Below are 18,686 nucleotides of genomic sequence, written 5' to 3' on the forward strand. Positions count from 1 at the left end.
TGTTTTCGCCTCTCAGGCTGCAGTCTTCTGCCGCTCGACGATAACACCGGGAGGGGTGTCGGACGAGACGAGACCGGGCGGCAGTGCGAACGTGAAGATCTTCCCCCACACGGAGCCGATCTGCTTGAAGAAGCCACCGGTGTTGTACGGCAACCCGTGCTTCTCGCACAGCGCCTTCACGACGGGTGCCATCTCCGGATACCGGTGGGCAGGCAGGTCCGGGAACAGATGGTGCTCGATCTGGTGCGACAGGTTGCCCGACATGATGTGGAACAGCGGGCTCCCTTCGATGTTCGCGCTGCCGAGCATCTGCCGGACGTACCACTCGCCGCGGGTTTCCTCCGCGGTCTCGTCCTCGGTGAAACTCTGCACGCCGGTGGGGAAATGGCCGCAGAAGATGATCGAGTAGGCCCACACGTTGCGGATCAGGTTGGCGGTCACGTTGCCGAGCAGTGTCGGGACGAACAGCGGCCCGGTGAGCGCGGGAAAGATCACGTAGTCCTTGAGCACCTGCCGGCCGGCCTTGCGCCACCAGCCCCTCAGCAGCGGCTTGACGTCGTGCCACTTGCGCTTGCCCTGGATCACGTTCTCCGCTTCCAGGTCGTGCATCATGACGCCCCACTCGAAAAGCATCATCAGGAAGAAGGCGTAGACCGGGTTCCCCAGGTAGTAGGGGTTCCATTTCTGCGCCTCGTCGATCCGCAGGATGCCGTAGCCGATGTCCCGGTCCCGGCCGAGGATGTTGGTGTACGTGTGGTGCATGTAGTTGTGGGAATGCTTCCACTGATCGGCAGGGCAGACGGTGTCCCATTCGAACACCCGGGAGTTCAGGCCCGGTTCACGCATCCAGTCGTACTGACCGTGCATGACGTTGTGGCCGATCTCCATGTTGTCGAGAATCTTCGACACGCCGAGGGCGCCGACGCCGGCGATCCAGGCCGGCGGGAAGAAGCCGAGATACATCAGACCGCGGCCTGCGACCTCGAATCCCCGCTGCGCCTTGATGATCTTGTAGATGTATTCGCGGTCCTCGGCGCCGAGGTCCGCAACCGTCCGGTCGCGGAGGGCGTCCAGTTCCCTGCCGATCTCTTCGACCTGGTCGTGGCTGAGCACCACCGGGGCGGCGTTACGGGAACCGTCGGTGCCGCCGACGAACGGGAGAAACGAGAGTGAGAGTCCAAACATGTCGGTCTCCAAACGTTGATGTCGTGAAAGTCAGATGTCGAGGGCGACGTCGCCCACCGGAACCGAGACGCACAGTTGGATCGCCTTGTCCGGGTCGGTGTCGGTATCGCCGGTGCGGACGTTCCTGGTGCACCCCGATGTCTTCACCGTGGTGCAGGAGAAGCAGATGCCCATCCGGCAGCCGTACTCCGGATGGAGTCCGGCGGCTTCCGCCTGTTCGAGCAGTGTCGCACCGGAGTTGTCCGCGGTGACGCCGCTGGCGGTGAAGGACACCGCGCCGCCGGCCTCCCCCTCCACCGGGGCTGCGGCGGGAGCGAACTCCTCGGTGCGCAGACGGTCCTCGATGCCGAGTTCGCGGTATACCTCCCGGACGCCACGCATCAGTCCGGGTGGGCCGCACAGGAACGTCTCCGCGTCGGCGTACCAGGGCGCCACCGCGTCGAGGTGCTCCTGACCGAAGAACCCGTGCAGGTGCCCGCCGGCCTCCTGATCGGTGTACGCCAGTACGAGGGAGACGTTGGCGTTCGCGTCCACGAGTGCGCGCAACTCGTCTAGGTACGCGACATCGTTTTCGGTGTACGCGTAGTGCAGAAAAGTGATGCTTCCGACGTGCCCCTCGTCGACGAGGGTGCGCAGCATCGACAGAACCGGGGTGATTCCGCTGCCTCCGCTCACCAGCAGCAGCCGGCGCGGACGAGGAGACGGAAGGGTGAATTCGCCCGCGGCCTGAGACAGGTCGAGCACGAGTCCGGGGCGCGCCTGCGCGTGCAGGTACTGCGAGACGAGCCCGTCGGGATGCGCCTTGATCGTCAACTCGACGTGCCCGTCGGTGGACGACTGTGCATTGGCAGGCGAGTAGCAGCGGGTGTGCCGAACCCCGTCGATCACGACCCCCACCTGCACGAACTGCCCCGCGCGGAATCCACGCCACTGGCGGGTGGGGCGCAGCGTGAGAGTGACGGTGTCGGCCGTGGACCGCCGGACCTCGACGACTTCGGCGCGAAGGTCGCGCACGGTGACCATCGGCGTGACGAGTTCGAGGTAGCGGTCGAGCTGGTGCGGAGTGGCCATCGCCTCGAACAACGACAGCAGCGAGAACCTGCGTCCCTCCGCCGGACGACTGGTGTGGGCAACTGACACGTCAGCCTCCTCCATTTGAGTGCACGGTTGTACACTGACAATAGTGTGACAGAGGGAGACAGGAACTTGTCAATCACAATGTGACCGCACGCACACTCGAGGCGGGGATCGGATGCGCATGCCGGACGACGAACGCGAACACCCGGAGGTGGTGGCGGTGCTCTCCCCCGCGAATACACTCACTGCCGTGAGTCAGTCGACCGGCGCCGAACCCGAGAGCAGGGCAGCGCGGAAGGAGCGCACGAGGAAGGCCCTCCTCGACGGCACGCTCGAACTGATGGCGGACCGCAGTTTCGCCGGCGTGAGCCTGCGCGAGATCGCCCGCACCGCGGGAATCGTGCCCACCGCGTTCTACCGCCATTTCGCGTCCATCGAGGAACTCGGCGTGGTGCTCGTCGAGGAGGGCATGCGGATTCTGCGGCAGATGCTGCGCGACGCCCGCCGCACCCCGAGCACCAAGAGTGCAGGCGCGTCGCTCGACATCCTCGTGCGGCAGGTCCGCACCCACGAGGCGCAGTTCCGGTTCCTCAGCCGCGAACGCTACGGCGGTGTCCCGGAAATTCGCCGTGCGATCGCGACCGAGATGAAGCTGTTCGTCAGCGAACTCACGGTCGATCTGTCCCGCATCGACGGCTTGCAGACCTGGGACCACGACGACCTGGAGATGGCGGCCGACCTCATCGTGTCCACCATGTTCGCGGTCGTCGTGGATCTCCTCGAGGCCGATCGCCCCGGAAGCCGAAGCGAGGCCGAGGTCGTCGCGCGCGCCGAGCGGCAACTGCGCCTGATCATGCTCGGCATGAGCGGGTGGAATCCCGGAAAGAAGTAGGTCGACCGCCGTACGGTGGGGGCATGTTGTCAACCTCGGAACACGCGCACGTCACCCTCGGCGACCTGACGTTCGACGTCACGATCAGCGGTCCGGACGACGGGGCCCCCGTCGTTCTGCTGCACGGGTTCCCGGAGAGCGCCGCATCCTGGGCCCCCGTGAGCGCTCTGCTGAACGAGTCCGGTCTGCGGACGTACGCGCCGAACCAGCGCGGCTACTCGCCCGGTGCGCGACCCGACGGAGTCGACTCCTACCGGATCGACCACCTCGTCGCGGACGTCGTCGGGCTCCTCGACGCGCTCGGCCTCGACACGTCGCATCTCGTCGGCCACGACTGGGGCGCCGCCGTGGCGTGGATCGTCGCGGCGCGGCACCCTGACCGGATCACCTCGCTCACCACCGTCTCGGTGCCCCATCCCGCCGCGTTCGGCTGGGCGTTGCGCGAGGACGCAGATCAGAAGGAACGCTCCTCCTACATCCGCCTCCTGAGAATGGAGGGCAAGGCCGAACGGGTCCTGCTCCGCGACGACGCGCAGGCGCTGCGCGCGATGTTCGGCGACGTCGTCGCGCCGGCACTCGTCGACGAGCACGTCGCACTGCTCGGCGAACCGGGAGCGCTGACCGCCGCGCTGAACTGGTACCGGGCGATGACGAGCGACTTCGCGGAGACACCCGCCGTCACCGTTCCCACGACGTACGTCTGGAGCACCGGCGACATCGCAATGGGTCGCGCGGCGGCCGAGCGGTGCGGCGAGTTCGTCGATGCGCCGTACGAATTCGTCGTACTCGACGGCGTCACGCACTGGATCCCGGAGCAGCGTCCCGACGCTCTCGCGGACGCGATCCGCACCCGCACCGGAACCACACCGAACTGAAATCCGCTGTTCCCCTCGACGGGGCGTTCGTTCTGGTTTGATGGCACTAGTCGTCTCGTGCACCCTGGGAGGGCACCATGAGTGGCATCGCAATCCTTCTGGTCGGCGCCGTTCTGTGCTTCGCCGGTGTCGGTTCACTGCACGTCGCCGTTCTCGCCTCCGGATTCGGCCTCGGCTGGCTCGTGTCCGACCTGCTGTCGCTGTCGCTCGGAACGACGTTCCTGGTCGCGGCGATCGGTGCGGTCGTGGTGTGGGCGGCCACCACTCTGGTCTTCAAGTTCGCCGCATTCTTCATCGGAATCATCGCGGGCGCGGTGATCGGAGCGAAGCTCAGTCGCGTTCTGCAACCGGATGACGCCAGCTGGATCCTGAGCGGAATCGTGATCGTCGCGCTCGCCGTCGCCTGCGGGTTCGTCGCCGACCGGTTCCGGGCGCGGGCGCTGCTGTGGCTCACCGCACTCGGCGGCGCCAGCTTGGTGCTGACCGGACTCGGCCTCGCCGTCCCCCCGCTGGGTTTCTTGGAGGATCCGAACGAGGGCACCCAGCAGTTCTTCGCCACACTGATCTGGATCGTCGTGGCGGCAGCGGGCTGGCTGACGCAGCGGCGGCTGTTCCCGGAGAAGCTCCGGATCGACGACAATCGCGCGCGGCGCTAGTCGCGCTCGGGCGCCTTCACCACCGTCAGCGCGGCGAGCCCGATCCCGAGCACGATCACCAGGCCGATGATTCCGGCCCGATCCGCCGCGAACCACCAGGCGAACAACCCGAATAGGGTGGGCGAGAGGAACGACACCGCGCGACCGGTGGTCGCGTAGAGACCGAACATCTGGCCCTCCCGGCCGGGCGGTGTGATCCGGGCCAGGAATGTGCGCGCCGACGACTGTGCGGGACCGACGAACAGGCACAGCAGCAGTCCGAAGATCCAGAACATGACCGGTCCCGACACCGCCGTGAGGACGACACCGACGACGATCATCGCGATCAGGGACGCCATGATCACGGTCTTCGGGCCGATCCGGTCGTCGAACCGGCCTGCGGTGAGCGCGCCGAGCGCGGAGACGACATTGGCCGCGACGCCGAACAGCAGCACTTCACCCGCGCTGATGCCGTAGACGTTGACGGCGAGGACTGCGCCGAAGGTGAAGACACCGGCCAGTCCGTCGCGGAACAGCGCGCTCGCCACCAGGAAGTACACGGTGCGCCGGTCGGCGGCCCAGAGGTCGCGCAGATCACGCCACAGCACCCGGTACGACTCGAGGAAGCCGGCCTTGTCCGCGCCCGGGTCTGCGTGCGGACGGGCCAGCTCGGGGACCTTCAGCAGGACGGGGATAGCGAAGACCGCGAACCAGACGGCGGCCAGCAGCGCGACCATCCGGATGTTCAGGCCGCCGTCGGTGGTGAGTCCGAGGAATCCGCGAGTGTCACCGTCACCGGCGATGAATCCGAAGTAGCACAGCAGCAGGAGCACGATCCCACCGAAATAGCCCATCGCCCAGCCGAACCCGGACACCCGGCCGATGTTCGCCGGCGTGGACACCTGCCTGAGCATCGCGTTGTACGGGACGCCGGCCAGTTCGAAGATCACCGAACCTGCAGCGAGCAGCACCAGTCCGAGCCACAGGTACTGATAGGAGTCGCGGACGAGGAACATCGCCGCCATGCACCCGACCGTCGCGAAGGTGAGAACGCCGAGCGCCCATTTGCGTCGTCCCGCGGCGTCGAATCGCTGACCGGTGACGGGGGCGAGCACGGCGATGAGGAAGCCCGCGATGCCGAGCGACCATCCCAGCCACGTGCTCGCGGAGATCGACCCCGGCAGGTCCTCACCCACGGCGTCCGTCAGGTACACGGAGAAGACGAACGTGAGGATCACGGCGTTGAAGGCCGCCGAACCCCAGTCCCACAGCCCCCACGCGACAACCTGTCTGCGCGTCGCGGCCTCGCCGATCCCGGCCGGCGGACGAACGTCGGTGCTCATGCCCGCGAGCCTATGCGAGTGAACGGAGAGTTCGTGCGGTCTGACGCGACGAGCGTCCCGTTCGGACGGAAGAACTTAGTGTGCACTCAGTTGCATACGCACCTCGTTGCATACATACTTCGGTTCGTGGCACTCGAACATGCGCTTCTCGTCTCCCTGACCGAGCACTCCGGCTCGGGTTACGAATTGGCGCGCCGGTTCGACAAGTCCATCGGCTTCTTCCAGAGCGCCACCCACCAGCAGATCTACCGCGTCCTCAAACGCATGGACGAGGCGGGATGGGTCGACGCCGAGGTGGTGGCGCAGGACGGCCGACCCGACAAGAAGGTGTACCGGGTCAGTGCGGCCGGAAGCGCGGAACTCGCGCGATGGATCGCCGAACCCACCGAGCCCAACCACCTGCGCAACGAGCTGGCAGTGAAGATCCGCGCCGCTCGACACGGTGACGTCGCCGCACTCACGGCCGAGGTCGCCCGCCACCGCGACGGCCACGCCACCCGGCTCGAGGTCTACCGCATGATCGAAAAACGCGACTTTCCCGCACCGGACCAGCTCTCCGGCGCAGCCCTGCACCAGTACCTCGTCCTGCGCGGCGGAATCCGCGTCGAGGAGGGGTTCGCCGACTGGTGTCAAGAAGTACTCGACGCGCTCTCACGATAAGGACACGCCGCCAATGACACAGTTTCCCCAGCTGCTCGCCCCTCTCGACCTCGGCTTCACGACGCTGAAGAACCGGGTGATCATGGGCTCCATCCACACCGGACTCGAGGACCGCGCCAAGGACGTCCCCCGGCTGGCGGAGTACTTCGCCGAGCGCGCCCGCGGAGGGGTCGCGCTGATCGTCACCGGCGGTTACGCGCCCAACCGGACGGGCTGGCTGTTGCCGTTCGGCGCGAAGCTCACCAACCGTGTCGAGGCCCGCAGGCACCGCGCGATCACGACGGCGGTGCACGACGAAGGCGGCAAAATCGCCCTGCAGATCCTGCACGCCGGCCGGTACAGCTACCAGCCGTTCAGTGTCTCCGCCTCGTCGATCAAGGCCCCGATCAACCCGTTCCGGCCCCGCAAACTCACGGGCCGGGGCGTCCGCTGGCAGATCCGCAACTTCGTTCGCTGCGCACGGCTCGCGCAGCAGGCGAATTACGACGGCGTCGAGATCATGGGCGGTGAAGGCTACTTCGTCAACCAGTTCCTGTGCGAGCGCACCAACAAGCGCACCGACGAGTGGGGTGGGACTCCCGAGAACCGCCGCCGGATGGCCGTCGAGATCGTCCGCCGCACGCGCAAGGCGGTCGGCCCGGACTTCATCATCATCTTCCGCCTGTCGATGGCCGACCTCGTGGAAGGCGGTCAGACCTGGGACGAGATCGTCGCGCTGGCACAGGAAGTGGAGGCGGCGGGCGCAACCATCATCAACACCGACATCGGCTGGCACGAATCGCGTGTCCCCACGATCGTGACGTCGGTACCGCGGGCCGCGTTCGCCGACATCACCGGCAAACTCGAGAAGCACGTGACGATCCCCGTGGCCGCGTCGAACCGGATCAACATGCCCGAGGTCGCCGAGGAGATCCTGACCCGCGGTGACGCACAGCTGATCTCGATGGCACGCCCGATGCTCGCCGACCCCGACTGGGTGCGGAAGGCGGAGGCGGGCACCCCCGACGAGATCAACACGTGCATCGCGTGCAACCAGGCGTGCCTCGACCACGCCTTCGTCCGCAAGCACGTGTCGTGCCTGCTGAATCCGCGGGCAGGCAGGGAGACGGAACTGACACTCTCCCCCACCCGGACCGCGAAGCGGGTCGCCGTCGTCGGCGCAGGCCCCGCGGGACTGTCCGCGGCGCTCGGGCTGGCCCAGCGCGGCCACTCGGTGACCCTGTTCGAGGCGGATTCGGAGATCGGCGGCCAGTTCGGCATCGCCCGCAAGATTCCCGGCAAGGAGGAGTTCGCGGAGACCATTCGGTACTACACCCGCCAGCTGCCGCTCGCCGATGTCGACGTCCGGCTCGACACCCGCGTCACCGCGGCCGAGCTGGTCGGCACGTACGACGAGGTGATCGTCGCGACCGGTGTGACGCCCCGCGTCCCGTCGATTCCGGGGATCGACCATCCGAAGGTGCTCACGTATCCGGAGGTCGTCCGGGGCGGCAAGCCCGTCGGACGGTCGGTCGCGGTGATCGGGGCCGGCGGGATCGGCGTCGACGTCAGTGAGTTCCTCACCCACGAGCACTCCCCGACTCTCGATCTGAAGGAATGGAAGCAGGAGTGGGGTGTCACCGAACCCGAGGCCGCGGCGGGCGCGCTCACCACACCCATTCCCGAACCGTCGCCGCGTGAGGTGTACCTGCTGCAACGCAAGAGCGGCCGGATCGGCGCAGGACTCGCGAAGACCACCGGCTGGGTCCACCGTGCGGCGCTGAAGAGCAAGGGCGTCCAGGAACTGTCCGGGGTCAACTACGAGCGCATCGACGACGACGGCCTGCACATCACGTTCGGCGCCAAGCGGGAGAAGCCCCGCACCCTCGCCGTCGACAACGTCGTGATCTGCGCGGGCCAGGAATCGGTGCGTGACCTCGTCGACGACCTGACCGTCGCCGGCGTCACCACCCACGTCATCGGGGGCGCGGACGTCGCCGCCGAACTCGACGCCAAGCGCGCCATCGAGCAGGGCACCCGGCTCGCGGCCCGCATCTGACGCACTACGCTGCTGACCGTGAGCTTGCCGAACCCCACCCCCAGTGCCCGCGCCGTCGTGACCGGCGCCTCGTCCGGAATCGGCGAGGCGCTGGCCGCCGATCTGGCCTCCCGGGGCCACTCCCTGATCCTCGTCGCGCGCCGCGGCGAGGTGATGGAGTCACTCGCCGGGACCCTTCGCGACCAGTACGGCGTCGAGGTCGACGTGCGCGCGTGCGACCTGTCCGATCGGGACGCGCGGGCCGCACTCGTCACCGAACTGGCGGGCCGTGAGGTCAGCGTCCTGTGCAACAACGCGGGTATCGCCACGTTCGGGCCCGTCGCCGGACTCGACCCCGCGTACGAGCGGGCCCAGGTGGAACTCAACGCCGTTGCGGTGCACGACCTCACCCTCGCGGTGCTGCCCGGGATGATCGAACGCGGGTCCGGGGCGATCCTCATGGTCGGCTCGGCGGCGGGCAACATGCCCATCCCGCACAACGCCACCTACGCCGCCAGCAAGGCGTTCGTCAACACGTTCTCCGAATCGCTGCGCGGCGAACTCAAGGGGACGGGAGTGAACGTCACCCTGCTGGCCCCCGGCCCGGTGCGCACCGAGGAGCCCGATCCGGCGGATGCGTCGATCGTGGACAGGCTGGTGCCCGACTTCCTGTGGATCTCCAGCGAATACACCGCCAAGGTGTCGCTCGACGGCCTGGCCGACAACAAGATGCGCGTCGTGCCCGGCATCATCAGCAAGGCGATGTCCGTTGCCGGGCAGTACAGCCCGCGCGCGGTGGTCGCACCGATCGTCGGGACGTTCTACAAGAAGCTGGGCAGTTGACCGTCGGGTGAATGTACCGTTCACCGCTGCCGAGGCGCTGAAAGGTACATTCGCCCAGCGTTTCTAGCGCTTGCGTCGTCGCCCCGTGCCGAAGATGCTGCGGGAGATCTCGCGGCCTGCGGCCGACGCGGCCGAGCGGAGGAAGCTCTTCACCGCGGAGTTCCCGAGGATCTGCTCGGCCATGTTCGGCTCCTCCGGCTGTGTGGGCGCCGGCGGCGGCAAGTCGGGCAGCGGGGGCAGGTCGAGGCCCGGGCCCGCGGCCGGCGCCCCGGCGACCTTGGCCGTCAGCTTCTCGTACGCCGACTCCCGGTCGACAGTCTGCCCGTACTTCGCATACAGCGGGCTCGACGACGCCGCAGCCGTGATCGCGTCGTTGCCGATGGTGTCCATCAGCGAACGGGGAGGCCGAATCCTCGTCCATGCCACCGGTGTCGGCGCGCCCCGTTCCGACAGGACCGTCACGATCGCCTCGCCGATGCCCAATGACGTGAGGGCCTTCTCGAGGTCGTAGTTTCCGGTGGTCGGGTACGTCCGTACCGTTTTGGTCAGCGCCTTCTGGTCGTCGGGCGTGAATGCGCGCAGCGCGTGCTGGATTCGGGCACCGAGTTGCGACAGCACCGCGTTCGGGACGTCCGTCGGCAACTGTGTGCAGAAGAACACCCCCACGCCCTTGGAGCGGATGAGCTTCACGGTCTGTTCCACCTGCTGCAGGAACGCTTTCGACGCGTCCGCGAACAGCAGGTGTGCCTCGTCGAAGATGAAGACGAGCTTGGGTTTGTCGAGATCGCCTTCCTCGGGCAGGGTCTGGAACAGATCCGCCAGCACCCACATCAGGAAGGTGGAGAACAGTGCCGGGCGCGCGGCCTGGGCACCCAACTCGAACAACGTGATCACACCCGTGCCGTCGATCACCCGGAGCAGATCCTCGGTCTCGAGTTCGGGTTCCCCGAAGAACGTGTCGCCGCCGTCGGCTTCGAGATTGACGAGGGCCCTGAGGATCACACCGGCCGTGGCCGGGGATACGCCGCCGATGCCCTTCAGATCGGCCTTGCCCTCGTCGCTGGTGAGGTGCGCGATGACCGATCGCAGATCCTTCAGATCGAGCAGCGCGAGCCCCTGGACGTCGGCCCAGTGGAAGATCAGCCCCAGCGTGGACTCCTGAGTCTCGTTGAGCCCGAGCACCTTGGCGAGCAGGATCGGCCCGAACGCGGTGATGGTCGCGCGGACGGGGATACCCAGGCCTTCCGTTCCCAGCGAGAGGAATTCGACGGGGGATCCCGCGGGCCGCCACTGGTCGTCGCCGGTCTCGGCCGCCCGGGCGGTGATCTTGCCGGTGGCCTCGCCCGGCTGTGACAGACCCGACAGGTCGCCCTTCACGTCGGCCATCACCACGGGAACCCCTGCAGCCGACAACTGCTCGGCAATACCCTGCAGCGTCTTCGTCTTTCCCGTCCCGGTGGCGCCGGCGACGAGTCCGTGCCGGTTGATCGTCGCGAGAGGGATACGCACCCGGGCCGTCCGATCCACGGCGCCGCCCAGAACGACGGTCCCCAGCTCCAGAGCCGCACCCTCCGACGCGTATCCGGCCGCGATGTCCGCGGCGGCACCGGAGGGGGCCGCGGCACCTGCAGGAGCGCGATTCTCCTCAGCCTCCGCGTCCCGGGCTTCCTTCTCCGCCGCCTCCGCAGCGGCTGCGGCCTCAGCCGCGACCCTGGCCGCTTCGGCGGCTGCCGCCCGCGCCGCCGCTGCCCTTTCCGCCGGAGTCGAGGTCGCGCCGCCGTCCTGCGATTGCTGGGTCATCGACGCCCTCCTCGGATCACGCACGTCGGGAGAAAGTGTCCACCGCAAACCATATCCCGTCACCCACTTGACTACTGTGTTCCTGGTGCAGGACAAACTTGTGTGGATCGATTGTGAAATGACCGGGCTCCGCCTCGGCACCGACAAGCTGATCGAGATCGCAGCTCTGGTCACGGACAGCGAGCTGAACGTGCTCGGTGAGGGTGTCGACATCGTCATCCACGCCGACGACGACGCGCTCGCGGCCATGCCCGACGTGGTGACCAAGATGCACGAGAACTCGGGACTGACCGACGAGGTCCGGAAGTCCACGGTCACACTCGCCGAGGCCGAGCAGCAGGTGCTCGCCTACATTCGCGAGCACGTGCCGGTCGCCGGGACGGCGCCGCTCGCCGGCAACTCGATCGCCACCGACCGTGGGTTCATCGCCCGCGACATGCCGGACCTCGACACCTACCTGCACTACCGCATGATCGACGTCAGCTCCATCAAGGAACTGTGCCGCCGGTGGTACCCGCGGATCTACTTCGGTCAGCCCGAAAAAGGTCTCGCCCACCGCGCCCTGGCCGACATCAAGGAGTCGATCCGGGAGTTGAAGTACTACCGGAAGACGGCGTTCGCGGCCGAACCAGGGCCGTCTACCAGCGACATCGCCGCAGTCGTCGAGGAACTCGGACCCGCCTGAGATACCGATTGGCGTTTTGCGCATCGAACGCGCTAATATCTTCCTCGCCGAAGTTACTGCCCCCGGGCGGTGACAGAAGCGCAATGGTGGGTGTAGTTCAGCTGGTAGAGCACCAGGTTGTGATCCTGGGTGTCGCGGGTTCGAGTCCCGTCACTCACCCCACACGGAAAGCCCCCGGCCTCGGCCGGGGGCTTTCCTCTTTGCGATTGGTCTGACGCCCGCTCAGGCGTTGGCGTTGCCGGCCTTCCAGACATCCCACGGGATGTTCCAGTCCCCGAGGCCGTCCGTGCCCGACAGGGTGCCGCCCAGCGTGTTCTTGACGACGACGATGTCGCCGCGCTTCGTGTTGTCGTACACCCACTTCGCGTTGGACGGGCTGAGGTTCAGGCAGCCGTGGCTCGCGTTCGAGTAGCCCTGCTGCCCCACCGACCACGGCGCCGAGTGGAAGAAGATGCCGCTGTACGACATTCGTGTGGCCCAGTCGACGGGAGTCTTGTATCCCTGCGGGGAGTTGACGGGCACACCGTACGTGGACGAGTCCATGACAAGGTTCGCGAACCGGTCGCCGATGATGTAGACGCCGTTGTCGGTGGGTGTGTCGTCCTTACCCATCGACGTGGGCATCGTCATGATCACTTCGCCGTTGCGCTCGAACGTCACCTGTTTGGTGTTGTCGTCCGCCGTCGCGATCACGGCGTCGCCGATCGTGAAGGCCGTGTGGACGTCCTCCTGGCCGAACAGTCCGTCACCGAGATCACGTCCGTACACGGCGACCTTGACGTCCACGGCGGTGCCGGGTGCCCAGTAGTTCTGCGGACGCCACCGCACCTCGCGGTTGTTCACCCAGTAGAACGCGCCCTCGACGGGCGGATTGGTCGTGACCGTGATCGCCGACTCCGCCGACTTGCGGTCGGGGATGTTCTCGTCGAACTGGACGGCGATCGGCTGACCGATGCCCACCACGTCGCCCTCGGACGGCATGACGTACGGCTTGGTGACGTTTCCGGGCGCGCTGGTGGTGAATTCGGACGTCGAGACGGTGCCGCCACCGAGCCCGTTCGCCTTCACCTCGAGCCGGTACTCCTTGTCGTAGCCCAGCGGCTCCGTGTTGACCCAGGACAACCCGTCGGGGGCGATGGCGCCGTCGACCGGTTCACCCTCCGGGTTGAGCATGGTGACCTTCGCCAGCGTGCCGTCGGCCACTGTCACCGTCACCGGCTGTCCCGGCGAGAATCCCACTGCACCATCGACGGCCGACGCCGTCAGCTTCGGCTTGATGAGTTCGGTGACCGGATTGGAATCGATCGGCGCCTCACCTTCCGTGACGCTGTCGGCACCGGAGACGGTGCACCCTGCGATCGACAATGCGAATACGAGTGATGCCGCCACAATCGTCGCCGTCTTCGAGACGGATCCCACCGATTGCGCCCGCATGCGCCCGCCACGCCCCACACCCATGGATAACCCCACTTCACGTCCTCGCTCCGAATTCACGTTCAAGCCGGCACGTCCCTCGCCTTCGCAAGACGAATCGGCACGTCGAGACCGTGTGGTCTCCAATGATGCCAGCCACTGGAGACCGGTTCCAACCAAGCGCCGGGCCGCTCAATAACGTTCGAATATCAATCGTGACCAGCGGCGCTCTTGTTACGCACCCCCTGCGGATGGGGTCGTCACGAGGAGTCGCGACCAGGCGATTTGCATTCCCGAGAAGCGACCCGCTAATGTTCTGTCTCGCAAGAGCGAGCGCCTATAGCTCAGTTGGTAGAGCAAGTGACTCTTAATCACTGGGTCCGGGGTTCGAGTCCCTGTGGGCGCACTTGCACGAAGGCCCCCATCCTCTCACGAGGATGGGGGCCTTTTTCGTTGTCACCATCTCACCGGACCGTGCGGGCGGTCAGATGACGAACGGGCCGCCGGAACGTGAAGTCACTGCGAACTTCACCTCCGACGGCCCGTTGTCACGGGGGGTCGTTCAGCGCAACGCTTTGCGGAGCACCAGGAGCCCTGCCACCGCACCCACGGCGATCAGTCCGTACTTGACCGCCGGCTCGTTCAGCTTCGCGATCAGCGTCCGCTTCGTGTTCTCCACGAGCCGCTTCGGGTTGGTGCGGACCGTCAATTCGTCGAGAGTGCTCGCGAGCTGATTACGCGCGTTCTCGATCTCACGCTCGATGCTCTCGGTGTCCCTGGGCACGTGTCCTCCAACTTGTTCGACTGGTTCGATCAGCGAGAGCGACGCTACCGCGGCGTTCCCACACTTGTGTCAACCGTAGACGAGAACTCCCGGCCTGCGACCCCGTCTTCCCAGTCGCCGTCTCCCCCAATCGCCCTTCGGCCCACTGTCGCCCCTGCCCGGTAGCCTGACTTCTCGTGACCGACAACAGCAGACTCGCCCCTGGAGACACCGCCCCCGCCTTCACGCTGCCCGACGCCGACGGCAACGACGTGTCGCTCGCCGACTTCCGCGGCCGCAAGGTCGTCGTGTACTTCTACCCGGCGGCGAGCACGCCGGGCTGCACCAAACAGGCCTGCGACTTCCGCGACAATCTCGCCGACCTCAACGGCGCAGGACTGGACGTGATCGGCATCTCCCCCGACAAGCCGGCCAAGCTCGCCAAGTTCCGCGACAACGAGGAACTGACGTTCCCGCTCCTGTCCGACCCCGAGAAGACCACCCTCGAGGCGTGGGGCGCGTTCGGCGAGAAGAAGATGTACGGCAAGACGGTGCAGGGCGTCATCCGCTCCACGTTCCTCGTCGACGAGGACGGGAAGATCGAGGTGGCCCAGTACAACGTCCGGGCCACCGGCCACGTCGCGAAACTGCGGCGGGACCTGTCCGTCTGATCGGCGCGACGGGCGGCTGTGTCTCGTCAGCCGCCCGTGAGCCGTTCGATGCCGTCGAGCATCCGGTCGAGGCCGAACCGGAAGTCGTGTTCGAGCCAGTGCGCGTCATCTTCGTCACCGGCATCGAACGCACCCCCCTCGATCGCCGCCCGCAGTGCGGGAAACCGCTTCTCGTCGAGCAGTAGCGGGAGCAGCCGGGCGTAGTCGACCTGCTCCGCCTTCGCCGACCGTTCCAGGTCCAGCGCGAACCGCGCCCGCCCGATCACGAACAGCGAAACGTTCAGCACCACTTGCAGCTTCCGGTCCTCGCTCAGGCCGGTGTCGGCCAGCGACTGCAGACCGGCTTCCAGCCACGCGAGATTGTTGGGGCCCGTCGGAGGAGCGGAGATGGTCACCTCCGGCCACCACGCGTGCGCCCGGACCGCCCGGTACTCGCCCAGCGCCCAGGATTCGAGCCGGTCCCGCCATCCACCCGATACGACGAGCCCGCTGGGCTGACCGATGGCCCGATCGGCCATCAGCTCCACCAGATCGTCCTTGCTGTCGACGTACCGGTACAGCGACATCGTGGTGAACCCGAGCTGCTTCGCGACCCGGCTCATGGACAGGCCCGCGAGACCTTCGGCGTCCGCCACCTCGATGGCCGCATCGACGACCCGTTCGAGGCTGAGCCCTTTCCGCGGTCCGCGAGTCCCCGGTTCCTCGATCCCCCATGCCAGCCGGACCGCCTTGGGCAGAGTGGCGGTGGAGCGGTCGTCCGGAAGGTCGTTCGATGGGGGCATGCACGGGTCCACTTCGTCGGGGTCTTGCGCTCATCCTAAAACTGCGTACGCTGCACACCATGAGTATACGAGATACACAGTTTTCGGAGTCGGCCATCTCTGTCCGGGGATTGCGCAAGAACTACGGAAACGTCGCCGTCCTGAACGGCATCGACCTCGACGTGCCACGCGGCAGCGTGTTCGCTCTCCTCGGCGCCAACGGGGCGGGTAAGACGACGATGGTCCGCATCCTGTCCACGCTGACACCGCCGGATGCGGGCACGGTGACCATCGCCGGCCACGACCTCCGTCGCGACCCGCAGGGAGTCCGGCGAAAGATCAGCCTCACCGGGCAGTACGCGGCGGTCGACGACCTCCTGACCGGCGAGGAGAATCTCCGGCTCATGGCCCGGCTGAGCCACCTCGGCCGGGCGGACGGCCGGACACGCACGCGCGAACTGCTCGAACGGTTCGACCTGGTGGACGCGGGAGCCCGCCGCGCGGGAACGTACTCGGGCGGCATGACCAGGCGCCTCGACCTGGCGATGAGCCTGATCTCCGGCCCCGACATCATCTTCCTGGACGAACCGACCACCGGACTCGACCCGCGCAGCCGTCAGAGCATGTGGGAGATGGTCCGGCGCCTCGTCGACGACGGCGTCACCGTCTTTCTCACCACCCAGTACCTCGAGGAAGCCGACCACCTGGCAGACCGGGTCGCCGTCCTCCACGGAGGCGGGGTCGTCGCCGAGGGGACCCCCGCCGAACTGAAACGCCTCGTTCCCGGCGGCCACCTCGAGCTGACGCTCACGCAGCCGTCCGAACTGCACCACGTCGCACGCGCCTTCGGCGACGCCGTCCTCGACACCGAGCGTCTGGCGATCCAGGTGCCCACCGACGGGAGCATCGGCCAATTGAAGTCTCTTCTCGGACGGATCGACGACCAGAGTGTCACCGTCGACACGCTCTCGCTCCACGCCCCCGATCTCGACGACGTCTTCTTCGCGCTCACCGACACGTCGAACGCGTCCCCGATCCGGAACGAGGCGACAGCCCGATGATCACCGGCATACGGTCCGCCGTGGACGACGCCGCGGCCATGACCGGTCGCAGCCTCACCCGCATGCTCCGCACTCCCGAGACGATGATCATGGGCGTCGCTCTTCCGGTGATGCTGCTGCTGTTGTTCGTGTACGTCTTCGGCGGGGCCATGCAGACCCGGACCGGGTACCTCGACTACGTGGTGCCCGGAATAATCCTGCTCTGCGCCGGTTTCGGTTCCTCGCAGACCGCGGTGAGCGTCACCGGAGACATGGTGCACGGCATCGTCGACCGTTTCCGGTCCATGCCGGTCGCGCGCTCGGCCTTCCTCTTCGGTCATGTTGTGTCGAGCGTCGCACGGAACCTCGTCACGTCGCTCGTCGTGATCGGCGTCGCCGTGATCATGGGATTCCGCCCCACGGCGGGACCGATGCAGTGGCTCGGCGCGCTCGCGCTCATCGCGCTGTTCATCCTCGCGATCTCCTGGCTCGCCGCCGCGCTCGGACTCGTCGCCGACAGCGAGGAAGCCGCCAACGGATTCACGTTCCTCCTCCTGTTCCTGCCATACGTCAGCAGCGCATTCGTTCCCACCGACACCATGCCGAGCTGGTTGCACGGTTTCGCCGAGAACCAGCCCGTCACGCCGGTGATCGAAACGGTCCGTGGCCTGCTGCTGGGCACACCCGTCGGCGACACGGCGTTACCCGCGGTGTCGTGGTGCGCCGGAATCGCCGCCGTCGGCGCTGTGTGGGCGATCACATCGTTCACCCGCAAGACGGCCCGCTGAGTCTCTCCCGCCCAGGTGAAACCCGACGCGTCACCGGGAGGGATCTTCGGAATCCGGACGAAAGACGGATAGCCTGGGGCGGTGGAGTCTTCAGTCAGCAAGCAAGCGCCGCGCCGTGTGGATCCGGCGTTGGAGCTGCAGTCGGACCCGCAGGAACTCCTGCCGCGCAGACGTCCGACCCAGGAACGTAGCCGCCGCAAGTTCGACGCACTGCTCACGGCATCGCGGGAGTTGCTGGTGGACGTGGGATTCGAATCGTTCACGTGCGAGGAGGTCGCCGCCCGCGCGGACGTCCCGATCGGCACGCTCTACCAGTTCTTCGCGAACAAATACGTGATCGTCTGCGAGCTCAACCGGCAGGACCTCGTCGGCGTGCAGCACGAGATCGCCCAGTTCAACGGCGAGGTCCCGTCCCTCGACTGGCTGCGGTTCCTCAATTCGTTCGTCGACCACATGGCCGGGCTGTGGACGTCTGATCCGTCGAGGCGCGAGGTGTGGCTGGCGATGCAGTCGACGCCCTCGACGCGCGCCACCGGCGCCATCCACGAGAAGGCGTTCGCGGAGCAGGTCTCGCGGATGCTGGCGCCTCTCACCCCGCAGACGTCGCGGGAGCGGCGCACGATGATGGCCGAGGTGCTCGTCCACGTCGTGTACTCGATGCTCAACTTCTCGGTGCAGGACAATCAGAGCCACGCGGACGCCGTCGCCGAACTGAAACGGCTGATGGTGGCGTACCTGCTGGTCGCCGAAAAGGAATCGCGCACCACGTAGGCGCTACGCACTCGTGCGCCCTTCCGGTTGCCGGGGCTACCAGAAAGGCGCACGAGCGCCGGAGGCGCCTACACGGATTCGATGACGGCGAACGCGCCGGCCATGTCTCCGTCGTGGGTGAGCGAGATGTGAATCTTCACATCGGTCAGATGCTTGGCGACGTCCCCGCGTAAGCGGATACTCGGTCGCCCCCACGCATCCGTCACCACCTCGATCAGGTGGTGGATCATCTCGGGCAGCACCGGCGGGCTGGCGAAGAGAGACGTGGACCAGGCCTTGATCACTGCCTCCTTCGCAGCCCACCGGGCGGCGAAATGTCTAGCCGGATCGGAGCTCCGGGTCACGGCGTCCCGACGCTCGCCCGGTGTGAAGTTGTCGAGCATGGCCGTCCCTGGCCGGTCCAGCTGCTCGGCGAACTCCGACACCGTCACGAGATCGAAGCCGATCCCCAGAACTCCCATCCGTCG

At 66.9% G+C, this 18,686-nt stretch carries 19 protein-coding genes and 2 tRNA genes; 13 read left to right on the forward strand and 8 right to left on the reverse strand.

The window, feature by feature from the left end; genetic code table 11:
- Positions 1-12: 12 nt before the first annotated feature.
- Both JWS14_RS07235 and JWS14_RS07240 read right to left on the reverse strand, forming a co-directional pair.
- Positions 13-1,185, reverse strand: coding sequence for a fatty acid desaturase family protein (locus tag JWS14_RS07235; protein ID WP_072947053.1), 1,173 nt, complete (start codon positions 1,183-1,185; stop codon positions 13-15).
- A 30-nt stretch (positions 1,186-1,215) separates the two neighbouring features.
- The gene (locus JWS14_RS07240; protein ID WP_206012766.1) at positions 1,216-2,325 is read right to left on the reverse strand and encodes a ferredoxin reductase; all 1,110 of its coding nucleotides are present in this window, start codon (positions 2,323-2,325) and stop codon (positions 1,216-1,218) included.
- A gap of 118 nt (positions 2,326-2,443) precedes the next feature.
- Between JWS14_RS07240 and JWS14_RS07245 the strand changes: the two genes are divergently transcribed.
- From JWS14_RS07245 to JWS14_RS07255, 3 genes are all read left to right on the forward strand, one after another.
- Entirely contained in the window at positions 2,444-3,154 is a 711-nt protein-coding gene (locus JWS14_RS07245) for a TetR family transcriptional regulator (protein ID WP_206015930.1), read from the forward strand.
- 23 nt (positions 3,155-3,177) lie between these two features.
- Positions 3,178-4,029, forward strand: a complete 852-nt coding sequence (locus JWS14_RS07250; protein ID WP_206012767.1) for an alpha/beta fold hydrolase — start codon at positions 3,178-3,180, stop codon at positions 4,027-4,029.
- Between the two features lie 77 nt (positions 4,030-4,106).
- Positions 4,107-4,685 carry a DUF4203 domain-containing protein gene (locus JWS14_RS07255; RefSeq protein ID WP_206012768.1) on the forward strand — a complete coding sequence of 193 codons (579 nt, stop codon included), beginning with the start codon at positions 4,107-4,109 and terminating at the stop codon, positions 4,683-4,685.
- On the opposite strand, the gene JWS14_RS07260 is transcribed toward JWS14_RS07255, so the two are convergent.
- Positions 4,682-6,007: an MFS transporter gene (locus JWS14_RS07260; protein WP_206012769.1), complete on the reverse strand. Its 1,326-nt coding sequence runs from the start codon at positions 6,005-6,007 to the stop codon at positions 4,682-4,684. The two genes, JWS14_RS07255 and JWS14_RS07260, sit on opposite strands and share 4 nt — an antisense overlap.
- Positions 6,008-6,133: 126 nt before the next feature.
- On the opposite strand from JWS14_RS07260, the gene JWS14_RS07265 reads away from it, so the two are divergent.
- Genes JWS14_RS07265 through cmrA form a run of 3 tightly spaced genes read left to right on the forward strand, consistent with a single transcriptional unit; the run spans position 6,134 to position 9,527 of the window.
- Complete coding sequence (locus JWS14_RS07265; protein WP_206012770.1) at positions 6,134-6,667, forward strand: PadR family transcriptional regulator; 534 nt, start codon at positions 6,134-6,136, stop codon at positions 6,665-6,667.
- 13 nt (positions 6,668-6,680) lie between these two features.
- Positions 6,681-8,705, forward strand: a complete 2,025-nt coding sequence (locus JWS14_RS07270; protein WP_206012771.1) for an NADPH-dependent 2,4-dienoyl-CoA reductase — start codon at positions 6,681-6,683, stop codon at positions 8,703-8,705.
- An 18-nt stretch (positions 8,706-8,723) separates the two neighbouring features.
- The gene (gene cmrA, locus JWS14_RS07275; protein ID WP_095865085.1) at positions 8,724-9,527 is read left to right on the forward strand and encodes a mycolate reductase; all 804 of its coding nucleotides are present in this window, start codon (positions 8,724-8,726) and stop codon (positions 9,525-9,527) included.
- A gap of 63 nt (positions 9,528-9,590) precedes the next feature.
- Here cmrA and JWS14_RS07280 read toward each other — a convergent pair whose 3' ends face one another.
- Complete coding sequence (locus JWS14_RS07280) at positions 9,591-11,327, reverse strand: helicase HerA-like domain-containing protein (protein WP_206012772.1); 1,737 nt, start codon at positions 11,325-11,327, stop codon at positions 9,591-9,593.
- A gap of 85 nt (positions 11,328-11,412) precedes the next feature.
- Here JWS14_RS07280 and orn point away from each other — a divergent pair, with 85 nt between their 5' ends.
- On the forward strand, positions 11,413-12,012 hold the full coding sequence (gene orn / locus JWS14_RS07285; RefSeq protein ID WP_072947105.1) for an oligoribonuclease: 600 nt from the start codon (positions 11,413-11,415) through the stop codon (positions 12,010-12,012).
- 86 nt (positions 12,013-12,098) lie between these two features.
- Positions 12,099-12,174 (forward strand) — tRNA-His (locus tag JWS14_RS07290).
- A 60-nt stretch (positions 12,175-12,234) separates the two neighbouring features.
- Here the strand turns inward: JWS14_RS07290 and JWS14_RS07295 are convergent.
- Entirely contained in the window at positions 12,235-13,470 is a 1,236-nt protein-coding gene (locus JWS14_RS07295; RefSeq protein ID WP_083395821.1) for a L,D-transpeptidase, read from the reverse strand.
- 288 nt (positions 13,471-13,758) lie between these two features.
- Between JWS14_RS07295 and JWS14_RS07300 the strand changes: the two genes are divergently transcribed.
- Positions 13,759-13,831, forward strand: a tRNA-Lys gene (locus JWS14_RS07300).
- A gap of 156 nt (positions 13,832-13,987) precedes the next feature.
- On the opposite strand, the gene JWS14_RS07305 is transcribed toward JWS14_RS07300, so the two are convergent.
- Complete coding sequence (locus JWS14_RS07305; protein ID WP_037236402.1) at positions 13,988-14,209, reverse strand: DUF3618 domain-containing protein; 222 nt, start codon at positions 14,207-14,209, stop codon at positions 13,988-13,990.
- Between the two features lie 176 nt (positions 14,210-14,385).
- On the opposite strand from JWS14_RS07305, the gene bcp reads away from it, so the two are divergent.
- Complete coding sequence (gene bcp, locus JWS14_RS07310) at positions 14,386-14,859, forward strand: thioredoxin-dependent thiol peroxidase (protein ID WP_095864958.1); 474 nt, start codon at positions 14,386-14,388, stop codon at positions 14,857-14,859.
- Positions 14,860-14,885: 26 nt separating this feature from the next.
- Here bcp and JWS14_RS07315 read toward each other — a convergent pair whose 3' ends face one another.
- Positions 14,886-15,641 (reverse strand): TetR/AcrR family transcriptional regulator, encoded by a 756-nt coding sequence (locus JWS14_RS07315; protein WP_072947036.1) that lies wholly within the window; start codon positions 15,639-15,641, stop codon positions 14,886-14,888.
- A gap of 59 nt (positions 15,642-15,700) precedes the next feature.
- Here JWS14_RS07315 and JWS14_RS07320 point away from each other — a divergent pair, with 59 nt between their 5' ends.
- From JWS14_RS07320 to JWS14_RS07330, 3 genes are all read left to right on the forward strand, one after another.
- Positions 15,701-16,681, forward strand: coding sequence for an ATP-binding cassette domain-containing protein (locus JWS14_RS07320; RefSeq protein WP_206012773.1), 981 nt, complete (start codon positions 15,701-15,703; stop codon positions 16,679-16,681).
- Positions 16,678-17,448 carry an ABC transporter permease gene (locus JWS14_RS07325; protein WP_241031280.1) on the forward strand — a complete coding sequence of 257 codons (771 nt, stop codon included), beginning with the start codon at positions 16,678-16,680 and terminating at the stop codon, positions 17,446-17,448. The genes JWS14_RS07320 and JWS14_RS07325 overlap by 4 nt, the downstream gene beginning before the upstream one ends.
- Before the next feature lie 81 nt (positions 17,449-17,529).
- Positions 17,530-18,219 (forward strand): TetR family transcriptional regulator, encoded by a 690-nt coding sequence (locus JWS14_RS07330; RefSeq protein WP_072947030.1) that lies wholly within the window; start codon positions 17,530-17,532, stop codon positions 18,217-18,219.
- Between the two features lie 68 nt (positions 18,220-18,287).
- Here JWS14_RS07330 and acpS read toward each other — a convergent pair whose 3' ends face one another.
- Positions 18,288-18,680 carry a holo-ACP synthase AcpS gene (acpS, locus tag JWS14_RS07335; protein ID WP_009474123.1) on the reverse strand — a complete coding sequence of 131 codons (393 nt, stop codon included), beginning with the start codon at positions 18,678-18,680 and terminating at the stop codon, positions 18,288-18,290.
- Between the last annotated feature and the right edge of the window lie 6 nt (positions 18,681-18,686).

It is taken from the genome of Rhodococcus koreensis (genome assembly GCF_017068375.1).
In the GTDB taxonomy this organism is placed as follows: domain Bacteria; phylum Actinomycetota; class Actinomycetes; order Mycobacteriales; family Mycobacteriaceae; genus Rhodococcus_F; species Rhodococcus_F koreensis.

Bases quoted from the DNA above. Each gene is read 5' to 3' on its own strand.
- JWS14_RS07235 (WP_072947053.1), bottom strand. From the start codon at position 1,185: ATGTTTGGACTCTCACTCTCGTTTCTCCCGTTCGTCGGCGGCACCGAC.
- JWS14_RS07245 (WP_206015930.1), top strand. From the start codon at position 2,444: ATGCCGGACGACGAACGCGAACACCCGGAGGTGGTGGCGGTGCTCTCC.
- JWS14_RS07250 (WP_206012767.1), top strand. From the start codon at position 3,178: ATGTTGTCAACCTCGGAACACGCGCACGTCACCCTCGGCGACCTGACG.
- JWS14_RS07255 (WP_206012768.1), top strand. From the start codon at position 4,107: ATGAGTGGCATCGCAATCCTTCTGGTCGGCGCCGTTCTGTGCTTCGCC.
- JWS14_RS07260 (WP_206012769.1), bottom strand. From the start codon at position 6,007: ATGAGCACCGACGTTCGTCCGCCGGCCGGGATCGGCGAGGCCGCGACG.
- JWS14_RS07270 (WP_206012771.1), top strand. From the start codon at position 6,681: ATGACACAGTTTCCCCAGCTGCTCGCCCCTCTCGACCTCGGCTTCACG.
- JWS14_RS07280 (WP_206012772.1), bottom strand. From the start codon at position 11,327: ATGACCCAGCAATCGCAGGACGGCGGCGCGACCTCGACTCCGGCGGAA.
- JWS14_RS07295 (WP_083395821.1), bottom strand. From the start codon at position 13,470: ATGGGTGTGGGGCGTGGCGGGCGCATGCGGGCGCAATCGGTGGGATCC.
- JWS14_RS07315 (WP_072947036.1), bottom strand. From the start codon at position 15,641: ATGCCCCCATCGAACGACCTTCCGGACGACCGCTCCACCGCCACTCTG.
- JWS14_RS07320 (WP_206012773.1), top strand. From the start codon at position 15,701: ATGAGTATACGAGATACACAGTTTTCGGAGTCGGCCATCTCTGTCCGG.
- JWS14_RS07325 (WP_241031280.1), top strand. From the start codon at position 16,678: ATGATCACCGGCATACGGTCCGCCGTGGACGACGCCGCGGCCATGACC.
- acpS (WP_009474123.1), bottom strand. From the start codon at position 18,680: ATGGGAGTTCTGGGGATCGGCTTCGATCTCGTGACGGTGTCGGAGTTC.